Origin of the sequence: Pseudomonas xantholysinigenes, assembly GCF_014268885.2 — a bacterium.
GTDB classification, from domain to species: Bacteria; Pseudomonadota; Gammaproteobacteria; order Pseudomonadales; family Pseudomonadaceae; genus Aquipseudomonas; species Aquipseudomonas xantholysinigenes.
In genome coordinates, this window is the sequence record NZ_CP077095.1 from 3,057,878 (window position 1) to 3,070,658 (window position 12,781).

At 63.7% G+C, this 12,781-nt stretch carries 11 protein-coding genes and 1 pseudogene; 5 read left to right on the top strand and 7 right to left on the bottom strand.

All coding sequences use genetic code 11. The features are described from left to right. Positions 1 to 42: 42 nt before the first annotated feature. Together HU772_RS13515 and HU772_RS13520 are read right to left on the bottom strand one after the other, a co-directional pair. Complete coding sequence (locus HU772_RS13515; RefSeq protein WP_186655206.1) at positions 43 to 1,812, bottom strand: acyl-CoA dehydrogenase C-terminal domain-containing protein; 1,770 nt, start codon at positions 1,810 to 1,812, stop codon at positions 43 to 45. Positions 1,813 to 1,911: 99 nt separating this feature from the next. Next, entirely contained in the window at positions 1,912 to 3,534 is a 1,623-nt protein-coding gene (locus tag HU772_RS13520) for an acyl-CoA synthetase (protein WP_186655203.1), read from the bottom strand. A gap of 181 nt (positions 3,535 to 3,715) precedes the next feature. Here HU772_RS13520 and HU772_RS13525 point away from each other — a divergent pair, with 181 nt between their 5' ends. Both HU772_RS13525 and HU772_RS13530 read left to right on the top strand, forming a co-directional pair. Next, complete coding sequence (locus HU772_RS13525; protein WP_186655200.1) at positions 3,716 to 5,140, top strand: sensor histidine kinase; 1,425 nt, start codon at positions 3,716 to 3,718, stop codon at positions 5,138 to 5,140. Beyond that, on the top strand, positions 5,137 to 5,799 hold the full coding sequence (locus HU772_RS13530; protein WP_186655198.1) for a response regulator transcription factor: 663 nt from the start codon (positions 5,137 to 5,139) through the stop codon (positions 5,797 to 5,799). The genes HU772_RS13525 and HU772_RS13530 overlap by 4 nt, the downstream gene beginning before the upstream one ends. A gap of 65 nt (positions 5,800 to 5,864) precedes the next feature. On the opposite strand, the gene HU772_RS13535 is transcribed toward HU772_RS13530, so the two are convergent. From HU772_RS13535 to HU772_RS13555, 5 genes and pseudogenes are all read right to left on the bottom strand, one after another. After that, a complete protein-coding gene (locus HU772_RS13535) occupies positions 5,865 to 6,680 on the bottom strand; it encodes a LysR family transcriptional regulator (protein ID WP_225923156.1) in 816 nt (271 codons plus the stop codon). Between the two features lie 243 nt (positions 6,681 to 6,923). Further along, on the bottom strand, positions 6,924 to 7,898 hold the full coding sequence (locus HU772_RS13540) for a 5-oxoprolinase subunit C family protein (protein ID WP_186655196.1): 975 nt from the start codon (positions 7,896 to 7,898) through the stop codon (positions 6,924 to 6,926). Further along, positions 7,895 to 8,767 (bottom strand): 5-oxoprolinase subunit B family protein, encoded by an 873-nt coding sequence (locus tag HU772_RS13545; protein WP_186655194.1) that lies wholly within the window; start codon positions 8,765 to 8,767, stop codon positions 7,895 to 7,897. The genes HU772_RS13540 and HU772_RS13545 overlap by 4 nt, the downstream gene beginning before the upstream one ends. Further along, positions 8,764 to 9,198, bottom strand: a pseudogene (locus HU772_RS13550) (acetyl-CoA carboxylase biotin carboxylase subunit); the annotation flags it as partial. The gene HU772_RS13545 and the pseudogene HU772_RS13550, both read right to left, overlap by 4 nt. Positions 9,199 to 9,342: 144 nt before the next feature. After that, positions 9,343 to 10,101 (bottom strand): 5-oxoprolinase subunit PxpA, encoded by a 759-nt coding sequence (locus tag HU772_RS13555; protein WP_186655192.1) that lies wholly within the window; start codon positions 10,099 to 10,101, stop codon positions 9,343 to 9,345. A gap of 125 nt (positions 10,102 to 10,226) precedes the next feature. Between HU772_RS13555 and HU772_RS13560 the strand changes: the two genes are divergently transcribed. The 3 genes from HU772_RS13560 (at position 10,227) to HU772_RS13570 (ending at position 12,766) form a co-directional block, all read left to right on the top strand. After that, positions 10,227 to 11,144, top strand: coding sequence for a LysR family transcriptional regulator (locus HU772_RS13560; RefSeq protein WP_186655190.1), 918 nt, complete (start codon positions 10,227 to 10,229; stop codon positions 11,142 to 11,144). 120 nt (positions 11,145 to 11,264) lie between these two features. Then, positions 11,265 to 11,768, top strand: a complete 504-nt coding sequence (locus HU772_RS13565) for a sigma-70 family RNA polymerase sigma factor (protein WP_186655188.1) — start codon at positions 11,265 to 11,267, stop codon at positions 11,766 to 11,768. Continuing rightward, complete coding sequence (locus HU772_RS13570) at positions 11,768 to 12,766, top strand: FecR domain-containing protein (protein ID WP_225923016.1); 999 nt, start codon at positions 11,768 to 11,770, stop codon at positions 12,764 to 12,766. The genes HU772_RS13565 and HU772_RS13570 overlap by 1 nt, the downstream gene beginning before the upstream one ends. The last annotated feature ends 15 nt before the right edge of the window (positions 12,767 to 12,781 follow it).

Sequence of the window (12,781 nt, forward strand, 5' to 3'; positions counted from 1 at the left end):
CAGGGCGACTCGGGCACTGGCAATCTCCACTCAACGCACGCCTCAGAACTGCTCGCGCGACATTTCATACAAGCTCTGGCTTCCCGCTTTGATGCCGGCCTCCAAAGCCTGGGCGCGAGGCAACAAACGCTGGAAAAAGAACGCCGCGCACGCCAGCTTGGCGCCATGGAAAGCCGGATCCTCGGCCTGCAGCACCTGCGCGGTGTTGGCCATGCGTGCCCACATGTAGGCGTAGGCGGTCAGGCCGAACAGGTGCAGGTATTCCACCGCCGAGGCGCTGACCAGGTTCGGATCGTCACTTGCCTGTACCTGCAGCCATTGGCTGACGCGCTCCAGGCGCACCAGTGCTGCCAACAGCGCTTCCCGGTGCAGCGGAGCATCGACACACCAGGCACGGATTTCCGCCGCCAGGCCAGCCAAGGCCTGGCGGCCGTCGGCCAGCACCTTGCGCCCGAGCAGGTCGAGCGCCTGGATACCGTTGGTGCCCTCGTAGATCTGCGCGATGCGCACGTCGCGCACCCGCTGCTCCTGGCCCCACTCGCGGATATAGCCGTGGCCGCCGAACACCTGCTGGCCGAGCACGCAGCTCTCCAGGCCGTTGTCGGTGAAGAACGCCTTGGCCACCGGCGTGAGCAACGCTACCTGACGCTGCGCCCGTTCGCGCTCGCCGGCGTCCTCGGCGTAGCGGGCGATGTCCAACTGCTGGCCGACATACACGGCGAAGGCGCGGCCGCCCTCGGTGAGGGCGCGCATGGTCAGCAGCATGCGCCGCACATCGCCATGCACGATGATCGGGTCGGCGCTGCGCTCGGGGGCTTGCGCACCGGCCGCCGAGCGGCTCTGCAGACGCTCGTTGGCATAGCCCGCAGCGCTCTGGTAAGAGGCCTCGGCGCAGCCGATGCCCTGGATGCCGATGGACAGCCGCTCGTAGTTCATCATGGTGAACATCGCGGCCAGGCCTTTGTTCGACTCACCGACCAGGTAACCCTCGGCCTGGTCGAAGTTCATCACGCAGGTGGCCGAGGCCTTGATGCCCATCTTGTGCTCGATCGAGCCACAGTGGGCCGGATTGCGCGCCCCCAGGCTGCCGTCGTCGTTCACCAGGTACTTGGGCACCAGGAACAGCGAAATGCCCTTGGGCCCGACCGGCGCATCCGGCAGCCGCGCCAGCACCAGGTGGACGATGTTCTCGGTGAGATCCTGCTCACCGCCGGTGATGAAAATCTTGCTGCCGCTGATGCGGTAGCTGCCGTCGGCCTGGGGTTCGGCGCGACTGCGGATCAAGCCCAGGTCGGTGCCGGCTTGGGGTTCGGTCAGGCACATGGTGCCGGCCCAGCGGCCTGCGTACAGCGGCGGCAGGTAAGTGGCCTTGAGCGCCGCGCTGGCATGGGCGTCGATGGCCAGGCAACTGCCGGCGGTGAGGGCCGAGTACAGGCTGAAGCTGCTGTCGGCGGCGTACATCATCTCCTCGAACAGCACGCCGAGCATCTTCGGCATGCCCATGCCGCCGTGCTCGGGGTTGCCGCCCAGGCCCACCCAGCCGCCTTCGCGGTAGGTGCGCCAGGCCTCGCGGAAACCATCGGGGGTGCGCACCTGGCCGTTGGCGAACTGCACGCCCTGTTCATCGCCGTTGCGGCTGAGCGGGGCGATCAGCTGGCCGGTTAGCCTGGCGGCTTCTTCGAGGATGGCGTCGGCGGTGTCGGCGTCGACCCGCTCGGCCAGGGCCGGCAGATGGGCCCACAAGGCAGGGCCGTGGAAGACGTCCTTGAGGATGAAGCGCATGTCACGCAGGGGGGCGGTGTAGGTGGTCATCTCAGGCTCGCGGTTAGGCTTTGGGTTTTGAGTTGGCAGGCCCGGCCTCATCGCCGGCTTGCCGGCGATGCGGCCGCACTGGCCGCTGTGGCTGAACGCTCAGAGCGCCCGGGCGCGGTCGCGCAGCACGTACTTCTGGATCTTGCCGGTACTGGTCTTGGGCAATTCGCCGAACACCACGGTCTTGGGCACCTTGAAGCCTGCCAGGTGTTCGCGACACCAGGCGACGATCTCAACTTCGCGGGTGGCACCGTGGCCGGTCTTGAGGGTGACGAAGGCGCAGGGCGTCTCGCCCCATTTCTCGTCGGGGCGGGCGACCACGGCGGCCTCGAGCACGGCGGAATGCTTGTACAAGACGTCCTCGACCTCGATGGTGGAGATGTTTTCGCCGCCGGAAATGATGATGTCCTTGAGTCGATCCTTGATCTCGACGTAGCCGTCGGCATGCCACACCGCCAGGTCACCGGTGTGGAACCAGCCGCCGCGGAAGGCCTCGGCGGTGGCCTCGGGATTCTTCAGGTACCCCTTCATCACCGTATTGCCGCGCATGAAGATCTCGCCCAGGGTGTTGCCGTCGCGCGGCACCGGTTCCAAGGTCTGCGGGTCGGCGACCATCAGGCCGTCCAGGGTCGGGTAGCGCACGCCCTGGCGCGACTTGATCCGCGCCCGCTCTTCCAGGGTCAAGGCATCCCATTGCGCGTGCCAGGCGCACACCGTCACCGGGCCGTAGACCTCGGTCAGGCCATAGGTGTGGGTAATGTGGATGCCCATCTCCTCGACCGCGCCGATCACCTTGGCCGGTGGCGCGGCGCCGGCAACCATCGCCTGAACCGGGTGCTCGATGGCGGCCTTGGCGCTCTCGGGCATGTTGACCAGGGCGTTGAGCACGATAGGAGCACCGCACAGGTGGCTGACCCGGTGCTCGCGAATCAGGGTGAGGATTTTCTGCGGGTCGACCCGGCGCAGGAACACATGGGTGCCGGCCAGGGCGGTGATGGTCCAGGGGTAGCACCAACCGTTGCAGTGGAACATCGGCAGGGTCCACAGGTACACCGGGCGGTGGCCCATGGCCCAGGTCATCTGGTTGCCGATGGCGTTGAGGTAGGCGCCGCGGTGGTGGTAGACCACGCCCTTGGGATTGCCTGTGGTGCCGGAGGTGTAGTTGAGCGAGATCGCCTGCCATTCGTCCTCGGGCCATTCCCAGGCGAACTCGGGGTCGCCCTCGGCCAGCAGGGCCTCGTAGTCCAGATCGCTGACCGGCTGGCCTTCGCCATATTCCGGGTCGTCCACATCAATCACCAGTGGTGGGTGTTCGAGCAAGGCCAGGGCGTCCTTGATGACGCCGTGGAACTCGCGGTCGCCGATCAGCACCTTGGCCTCGCCATGACGCAGCATGAAGGCAATGGCCTCGGCGTCCAGGCGCACGTTGAGGGTGTTGAGCACGGCGCCGATCATCGGCACGCCGAAGTGCGCTTCGAGCATGGCGGGAATGTTCGGCAGCATCACCGCCACCGTGTCGCCGCGCCCCACGCCACGGCCCTGCAGGGCACTGGCCAGGCGCCGGCAACGGGCATAGGTTGCGGCCCAGTCGCGGCGGATGGCGCCATGGATCACGGCCGGGTACTGGCCATACACTGCGGCGGTGCGCTCGATGAAGCTGAGTGGCGTCAGGGCGACGTGGTTGACCGGTGCGGGCATCAGGCCCTGGGAGAATATCGACATGCGCGGGTCCTGTAGTGGAGGCAGGCGCGCGCTGTGCGCAAGCCCCCGGTGGCTGATTGTTAGCTCTGATCAGGGTGTGGGAGGCGTTTTCCTCCCTGTCGCTTTTTTACGCGAACCGCTATCGTATCTGGAAGATCGACTATAGCAATATGGTAAAACTACTATAAAAGAGCCTTTTATCGTGATCGCCACCTGCTCTCCCCTGCTCGCCCTGGACCCACAACCCAGCCTGCTGCTGGCCGCTGACGCCAGCCCCGTGCAGCTCAATCCTGCCTGCGAGGCCTTGGTTCGCCAGGGGCCGCCCCTGGCGCAATGGCTGCCCGCCAACCATGTCGAGTTGGTCCGCGCCAGCCTGAAGCAAGGCCGGGCCATCAGCGAGGTCGAGGCCGAGGCCAACGGGCGCATCCTGCTCTGGACCTTCATTCCCGATGACCAACGCCAACAGGTACTGGCGCGCTGCCGCGACGCCAGCGCCGAACGCGGTGGCGAGCGCGAAGCCAGTCGCGCGCGAAGGCTGTACCGGCTGATCACCGAGAACACCACCGACCTGATCTCGCGGCACAGCCCGGACGGACGCTTTCTCGATGCCACCCCTGCCGCGTTCCGCCTGCTCGGGCTGTGGCCCGAACAACTGCGCGGCAGCCTCGTGCGTGGTCTTCTGCACCCGGGCGAGCGCCTCCAGGCCTTGCTGCAAGCCGGCGCCGCGCTGGACGCGGACGGCTACCACACCATGACCTGTCGCGTGCGGCATGCCGATGGCCGCTATCGCTGGTTCGAAATCGCCTGCAGGGCGATCCGCGAGACCTACACCGGCGCCGTGGTGGAGATCGTCGCCGTGTCCCGCGACATTACTCTGCGCATCGAGGCCCAGGAAACCCTGGCCCACAGCGCCCGGGTCGCCACCCTGGGCGAGCTGGCCTCGGGTATCGCCCACGAGATCAACCAGCCACTGGCCGCGGTGCTCAACTACAGCAATGCCAGCCTGCGCTACCTGAGCAACCTGGAGCACGACCCCCAGGCGCGGGACCGGGTCGAGCAGGGGCTGCAGCGCATCAACGCCCAGGCCACCCATGCCGCCGAGGTTATCCGTCGCCTGCGCGCCTTCCTGCGCAAGGGTCCACGCCAGTTGCAGGCACTGGAGATTGGCGAAGTGATCGAGGAAGCCATGCGCCTGTGCGCCTGGGAAGCGGCTGGCGCGCAGGTGCGTATCGAGCAACGCCTGGGCGGGCAGTTGCCGAGGGTGAACGCCGACCGGGTACTGCTGGAGCAGGTCCTGCTCAACCTTCTGCGCAACGCCATCGAAGCCAATCGTGAGCAGCATTCCAGCCAACCATCACGTATATTTCTCACGGCAGAGCGCCAAGGCGATTGGCTGCAGATCGAAGTGGCAGATCAGGGATGCGGTGTCCCTGCTGAACGCCTCGATGAGATCTTCACCCCGTTTATCACCAGCAAGCCCGAGGGGCTTGGGCTTGGCCTGTCGATGAGCCGGAGTATTGTCGAAGGCTTTGGTGGCAACCTGCATGCGCGTGCCAATGAGCCAGGTGGTCTGGTGCTGTGCTGCCGCCTGCCGACCAATAACCTCAGGAGCGACAACCGGCGATGAAGCCAAGGGTTTATGTAGTCGACGATGATCAGGGCATGCTCGACTCGACGGTCTGGCTGCTGGAGTCGGTAGGCCTCGAGGCCGTGCCTTTCACGAACGGCCAGGCCTTTCTGGATGCGGCAGACCTGAGCGGGCCGGCCTGTGTACTGCTTGATGTGCGCATGCCTGGCATGGGTGGGCTGGCCATACAGGAAGCGCTGCAAAAACGTGATATCAAGACCCCAGTCATCTTTGTCAGCGCCCATGCCGATGTGCCGATTGTCGTGCGCGCATTCAAATCCGGTGCCTGCGACTTCATCGAAAAGCCCTACAACGATCAACTGTTGCTGGACAGCGTTCAAGCAGCGCTGCAGCAAGCAGGGAGCTCACTGGCTGGCATGACGGAGCTTGCCTTGGTTCAGGAGCGCATCAACGCCCTCACCCCGCGAGAGCAGGATGTCTTTATCCCGTTGGTGCAGGGGTTCAGCAACCGGGAGATTGCCGAACACCTCGATGTCAGCACCAAGACCATCGATCTCTATCGAAGCCGCGTGATGAAACGAATGCAGGCCGAGAGCTTGCCAGCGCTTGTCGGTATGGCCATTGCTTGTGGGCAGATTGATGCACTCAGTCTACGGGCCAAGCCAAGCGAGAATACGAGTGAGCTTGGGTTGATATGAGCAAACAAGGTTTCAGGCATCTCGAGCCTGGACAAGCCCCCGACAACCGAGCAGTGGCCGTGAGGTCAGGCCTGATTGCCTTCGTCGAGCATTTCCAGATAACGCTGGATCGGTCCCCACTCTCCACCAGCCCGAGTGATCACCACCAAGTCTGACTTCGGTACATCACCCAAGAGCTCACGGAACACCACATTCGGCAGGGTCATATGACTGATCGGCTCGGGAGCCAGCGTCACCCCGAGGCCGGCAGCCGTCACGGCAAGCATCGACAGCATACTGCTCATCCTATGCGCGATCCGGGGCTCCTTGCCCAGGATCTGCCGCAGGATTGCCAACTGGCCTTCGTCATCGCCTTCGGCGGCATAGACGATGAATGACTCGTCCATCAGCGCGCTAACGTCCAGGGATGGCTGCCGAGCCAGCGGATGGCGGGCACCGAGCGCCACGTACCAGGGCCAGCGGCCCAGCGTGCGCACGGCCAGTCGCGCATCGAAAGGCACACCAAAAGTCGAGCAGTAACCGATATCCAGACGTCCAGCCAGGATTGCCTCCTGCTGCTCGGCCGGCATCATTTCTTGCAGATCGAGCACGACATTTGGCCATGCGTCATGGAAGGCTCCAAGGTCTTCGGATAACCGTGCCGAGGCCAATGCGTTGCCGACGAAACCGATCCTCACTATGCCGGTTTCGCCCCTCGCTGCCCGCTGTATCAGGCTCTTGGTGCGCTCGGCCTGCTCGATCGTGCGTTGCGCCTCGCCTAGCAGCAAACGCCCGGCGTCCGTCAAGGCCACCCGCCGGGTGCTGCGTTCGAACAACGCCGCCCCCAGCTCCTCCTCGAGTGCGCGAATCTGCACGCTCAGTGCTGGTTGCACGATATGCAGACGTTCCGCTGCACGGCCGAAATGTCCCTCCTCGGCGACGGCGAGAAAGCTACGGTGCGGCGGTCCGACAAGCCCGCTTCCACAGGATTGCGCGAAATCTCAAGCTTGCGCTGTACCTGTGGGAGCGGGCTTGCCCGCGAAGGGCCGCAAAGCGGCCCCAGTTAGTGAGAATGAAACCTAAACTGACCGGCATTAGGCGTTGGCTTGCCTTCTTGGCTTTACCCGCGCAGTGCGACGGGCAGATCAGGAAGGGAACAGCTTGCTCAGACAGCTGAGCTTTTTCTTGTAGGAGCGTCGGGCTTGCAGTGCCTCTTCCAGCGTCACCGCGACGAAGCGGGCCTTCTGGTTGGGTTGCATCTGGCCGACCAGATCGAGGTCAGCGCTGATCACCGTGCCGATCATCGCGTAGCCGCCACCGGACACTGCATCGCGGTGCAGAATGATGGGCTCGAGCCCTGCCGGCACCTGGATCGAGCCGATCGGGTAGCAGCTGTCAACGATGTTCGAAGGGTCGGAGCCGGCGCCGAACGGCTGCTCGCGAGGCTGGAAGCTCAGCGGGCTGCCACCCTTGAAGCGATAGCCGATGCGATCTGCCTCCGAGCCGACAGTCCAGGCTTCGGCGAAAAAGCTGTCCGCCGCCGCCGGGGTCAGCCGGTCGTAGTACAGCCCCGGCACCACCCGCAGGGTGGTCTCCCCTCCCAGCGACTGACGCAACGCCATGGGCAGGCTCGCCCCGGCACGCCCCTTGCCGCTGGCGATGCCAATCGGCAGTTCATCACCAATCACCAGCCTGCGCCCCTGAAAACCACCCAGCGCGCCCAACGCGTAGGTGGAACGACTGCCGAGCACCACCGCTACATCGATACCGCCGGCCACCGCCAGATAAGCCCGCGCGCCAGCCTTGGGAAAATCGAAACGCAGCACTTGACCGGCCTTCACTTCAAAGGCGGTGTCCAAGTGCATGTCCACGCCATCGACCTTCGGCGTCATCTGCGCACCACATACCGCCACCAGGGCATCCTGCTGAAACTCCAGCTCCGGTCCCAGCAACGTGCACTCCAGCGCCGCCGAATTGGCCGGATTACCCACCAACTGGTTGGCCGCGCTCAGGGCATACTGGTCCAGCGCCCCGGAAGGCGGGATACCCAAGTGGTAATAGCCTTCGCGGCCGAGGTCTTGCACCGAGGTGGCCAGACCGGGTTTGAGCACCTTGATCATGCCAGCACCTCCTGCAGCGACTTGGGATAGCCGATCGGGTCGGCGAGAAACGCATCGAGCGAGAACTCCACAGGACGGATGCGCAGATCGAAGCGCCCGGCTTCGACCTCGGCCACGGCGTGGTCATAGGCATCGCGGTCCATCGGCTTGAACTGCACGATGTCGCCGGGACGGAAGAACACCATGTGTTCCTTCAGGTACGCCAGGTTCTGCTGCGGGTCATAGATCGGTGCCGGAGTGACACCAAACATCTGGTAGCCACCGGCGCCACGGACCGAGTAAATGCAACCGAAGCAGCCGCCATGGCCCAGGGTCAATTTCGGCGTGTCGGTACGCGGCCGCAGGTATTTGGGCACCTGCAACTGGCGTTCGCGCTCGACCATCTGGAACATGAACGGCAGGCCCGCCACGAAGCCCACCATCGAAACGAACCACGGCGCGCCACTGTGGGCGGCGATGAACGCCTCGACGTCAGCCAAGCCGTTGATGCGCGCGGCGTATTCCAGGTCCGTGGCATTCGGGTCCTGGTGGCGGTCGCGAAAGCGCATCAGGGTTTCGTGGGTCCAGGGATCGTTGTAGAGCACCGGGATCTCGATGATCCGGGTGTGCAGGGTGCGCTCGGCCACCGCCTGGGCCTCGGCCCCCTTCACCGCGTCAAGCAGCTCGGCCGGCAAGATGCGATCCGGGTCAAAGCGGATCTGGAACGAGGCGTTGGCCAAGCACACGTCGAGCACGCCATCGAGGGCCAGGCGCTCCACCGCACGGGTGACCGCCATACCCTTGAAGAAGGCTTCAAGGGACATGCTGTCGCTGACTTCGGCAAACAGATGTTCGTCGGCGCCAAAGCTGTAGCGAATCGGACTGTTCATGCTGCACCTCCGCTGCGGCGCTCGGCCAGCCAGGTTTCCAAAGTGCCGGTGTGGAAGTCGGCGGTGTGCAACCAGGGTTGCTCCAGCAGTTCGCCGTGCAACGACAAGGTGCTGGCCATGCCGGTGAGCGTGGTCTGCTCGACTGCCAGTCGTGCGCGGGCCAGGGCTTCGGCGCGATCACGGCCATGAACAATCAGCTTGGCCAGCAGCGAGTCATAGTATGGCGGCACCCGGTAGCCTTCATACAGATGGCTGTCGACACGCACGCCCTCGCCTTGTGGCCAGTTCAGCGCTTGCACAAGCCCTGGGCTTGGGAAGAAATCCCGTGCCGGGTCTTCGGCGCTCAGGCGCATCTGCAGGGCTGCGCCGTTGATCTCGATATCGCTTTGCCTGAATCCCAGTGGCTCGCCACCGGCAAGGCGCAAGGTGGCCTTGCGGTAGAAAGTCCCCGGCAACGGGGTGATGACGGTGTGCTGTGCCATGTCTGTGCCTCTTGGAATAGTTGTAGAAAGGCAGGCAAGAATCTGTGTGTCGAGCAAACCCTGGCGTCTGCGTGCCAGGTGTCGTCGGTGGCGTTATCGCGGTGCGCGCACCTGGATCCCCGCGCCATCGAGCGCTTTACGGGTGGCCTCGACCAGTGCCAGGGCACCGGGTGTATCGCTGTGCAAGCAGATGGAGTCGAATTCGATCGCCAGGTCTTCACCTTCGACCGTGCGCACCACGCCTTGCTGACAGGCACGCAGTACCCGCGCAGCGACTTGCGCGGGGTCGTAGGCACGCACATTGCGGGTGAAGACGATGGAGCCGCTGATGTCGTATTCGCGGTCGGCGTAGAACTCGCGGATCACTGGCTGGCCAAGCTCGGTGGCGATACGCCAGATCATCGAGCCGGGCATGCAATACAGCAGCAGTTCAGGCTCCAGGCGCTGCAGGTTTTCCACCAGCAAGCGCGCCGCTTCTTCGTCCCGGGCCAGGTGCATGTACAGCGCACCGTGAGGTTTGATGTGTTGCAGGGCCACGCCTTGAACTCGGGCGAGCTCACGCAGGGCGCCCAGCTGATACAGCATGTCGTCCACCAGCTCCTGGGCCGATGCATTGATGTGGCGGCGGCCGAACCCGACCAGGTCGCGAAAGCCCGGATGAGCACCGACGGCCACGCCCAGGCGCTTGGCCTGCTCGACCGTGCGACGCATGGTGCCGGGGTCGCCGGCATGGAAACCGGTGGCGATGTTGGCCGAACTGATGAAGCCCATCAGTTGGTTGTCGACGCCGTCGCCGATAGTCCACGGACCGAAGCCTTCGCCCATGTCCGAGTTGAAATCTACTGCCTGCATGACACGCACTCCTGACGCTTGTGACTTCATGCAGAGCACGTTAAGTTCCAGCCACCCCCTTGGGAAGATCTATTATCCGAGGGGATATCTTCTGAAAATCAGATACCTCATCAAGCGGAGCGTTCATGTCACTGACCCTGCGCCAGGTTCGCTACTTCGTCGCCACGGCCGAGATCGGGCAAATCTCCCAAGCTGCGATTCATCTGAATATTTCCCAGTCGGCGGTAACCACTGCGATCAAGGAACTGGAGGGCATGCTCGGCACGCTACTGTTCCAGCGCTCGGCCCAGGGCATGAGCCTGACCGATGCCGGACGGCACTTTCTCAATCGGGCCTACGTGATCTTGCGCAGCGTCGACGACGCCCTTAACAGCCCACTGCCGGACGTTCGCGCCACCGGTCTGTTGCGGGTAGCGGCCAGTTACACGGTGATCGGCTACTTCCTGCCCCATCACCTGCAACGCCTGGAACACTGGCACCCGGACGTGGCCATCGAAGTGCACGAACGGGAGCGCCAGGCCATCGAACAAGGCCTGCTGGAAGGCGAATTCGACATGGCGGTGGTGCTGACCTCGAACCTGACCCACCCGGACATCGTCTCGAAAACCCTGTTCAATTCCGAGCGCCGGCTGTGGCTGCCCAGCCATCACCCGCTGTGCGAACGCTCAGCAGTGAGTCTTGCCGACGCCACGCAGGAGCCCTTCATCCTGCTTACCGTCGACGAAGCCGAGCAAAGCGCCATGCGCTACTGGGAACATGCCCAGCAGCAGCCCAACGTGCGAATCCGCACCAGCTCCGTGGAGGCAGTGCGCAGCATGGTGGCCAACGGCAGCGGCGTGGCGATCCTCTCCGACCTGGTGCACCGCCCCTGGTCGCTGGAGGGTAAACGCATCGAAACGGTGACCATCACCGACAAGGTCACCCCCATGAGCGTCGGCCTGGCCTGGCATCGCGAACGGGAATTCAGCCCGGCGATGCACGCGTTCCACAATTACTTCCACGACGCCTTCCTGGCGCCGCAACAACTTTCCGCACGGCGCTAAGCAAGCACATGCCCCTCATCCACCAGGCCAGTCCTACCCTGCGCCGTTGTGCATTCTTGTCGGTACCCAATTAATCTCATATGATACTAAGTCTCATTTGCATAAATTCTGCGGCAGCTCATGGCATCCATCGATACCGCTCAGCTCACTGCTCTCTACCAACAGCAACACCGCTGGTTGCGTAGCTGGCTGCATCGGCAATTGAGCTGCTCACACCGCGCCGCTGATTTGATGCAGGACACCTTCATGCGCCTGCTGGCCAGCAACGAGGCGCTTGAAATCCGCCAGCCCCGGCCTTTTCTGGCCAAGGTGGCGCGCAGCGTCCTGTCCAACCACTACCGCCGCGCACGCCTGGAAAAAGCCTATCTGGATGAGCTCCAGACCGAAGAGCAAAGCGTGCTGCCGGATCTGGCGACCCAACTGATCATTTTCGAGACGCTGGTTCGACTCGACGAAGCGCTGTGCGCACTGGATGTCGCCGTCAAGCAGGCTTTTCTCTGGTCGCAACTCGATGGGCTCAGCCACGCAGAAATCGCTGAGCGTCTGGGGATTTCAATCGCCACCGTCAAGCGCCATATCGTCAAGGCGGGCGCGCGATGCATGCTGGTGACGGACGCACTGTAATGACCATCAGCGCAAACGCCTTCGGCCAAGAACCCTCGCTTTCGCCAAAAATGTGTGAAGAGGCGATGGAATGGTGGCTCGACATGCAGGAAGCCAATTTCGATTCACCCGCACAAGCCGCTTTCATGGCATGGCGTGGTGAACACCCCTTGCATGAGCTGGCCTGGGAAAAAGCCTTGGCGCTGGGGGAGCAGCTCGATGCACTGCGCACCCAAGGCAATCCAGACCTCGCCCGACAAGCCCTGTTGCTTCCCTCCCAGGAAGGGCTGAGCAGGCGTCGAGCGATAAAGGGCCTGGCCTTGCTACTGGCTGCAAGCACCGGCGCCTGGTTGAGTCGCGACAGTGAGCTGGTGTCGCGCATGAGTGCCGACTACAACACGGGTGTGGGCGAGCAGCGACGTGTCGCGCTGGCCTCGGATCTCTCGCTTGAGCTCAATACCCGCACTGCGATAAATGCTCGCGCGACTGACCATCGCTGGCACCTTCGATTACTCAGCGGTGAGGTCTTGGTCAACACTGCCGTGAACCCGGCTCTGTTTATCGAGACCGCTCAGGTTCGGGCGCAGGCGTCCTCGGCGCGGTTCACGATACGGCAGTTTGACAATGGCTCAACCCAGTTGGCGGTCTATCGTGGCTCGCTTGATGTAATCCCGACTCAAGCCAGCACCTGGTCTACCCTGCAAGCCGGACAGCTGGCGCGCTTCGGGCCGCTCGGAATACTCGATCAGGGTGCATTGCAAGCCTCCGCTCCCGCCTGGAGCGAAGGCATGATCGTCGCCGACGGCCAACCGCTTCAGGCGTTCCTCGATGAACTTGGCCGGTATCGTCATGGGCACCTTGGGTGCGACGCTGCCTTGGCCAACCTGCGAGTGTGGGGCACCTACCCATTGGCAGACAGCGATCGAGTCATCGATGCCGTCGCCCAGACACTGAATCTGGATGTGCAGCGTTTCACTCGCCTATGGGTTAACTTGCGTCCTCTGCCCGCTAACGTTTGAAGTTTTTTCGTCCTC

Excerpts from the sequence above, each read along its gene's own strand:
- HU772_RS13515 (WP_186655206.1), bottom strand. The coding sequence starts at position 1,812 with ATGACCACCTACACCGCCCCCCTGCGTGACATGCGCTTCATCCTCAAG.
- HU772_RS13520 (WP_186655203.1), bottom strand. The coding sequence starts at position 3,534 with ATGTCGATATTCTCCCAGGGCCTGATGCCCGCACCGGTCAACCACGTC.
- HU772_RS13530 (WP_186655198.1), top strand. The coding sequence starts at position 5,137 with ATGAAGCCAAGGGTTTATGTAGTCGACGATGATCAGGGCATGCTCGAC.
- HU772_RS13540 (WP_186655196.1), bottom strand. The coding sequence starts at position 7,898 with ATGATCAAGGTGCTCAAACCCGGTCTGGCCACCTCGGTGCAAGACCTC.
- HU772_RS13545 (WP_186655194.1), bottom strand. The coding sequence starts at position 8,767 with ATGAACAGTCCGATTCGCTACAGCTTTGGCGCCGACGAACATCTGTTT.
- HU772_RS13555 (WP_186655192.1), bottom strand. The coding sequence starts at position 10,101 with ATGCAGGCAGTAGATTTCAACTCGGACATGGGCGAAGGCTTCGGTCCG.
- HU772_RS13560 (WP_186655190.1), top strand. The coding sequence starts at position 10,227 with ATGTCACTGACCCTGCGCCAGGTTCGCTACTTCGTCGCCACGGCCGAG.
- HU772_RS13565 (WP_186655188.1), top strand. The coding sequence starts at position 11,265 with ATGGCATCCATCGATACCGCTCAGCTCACTGCTCTCTACCAACAGCAA.
- HU772_RS13570 (WP_225923016.1), top strand. The coding sequence starts at position 11,768 with ATGACCATCAGCGCAAACGCCTTCGGCCAAGAACCCTCGCTTTCGCCA.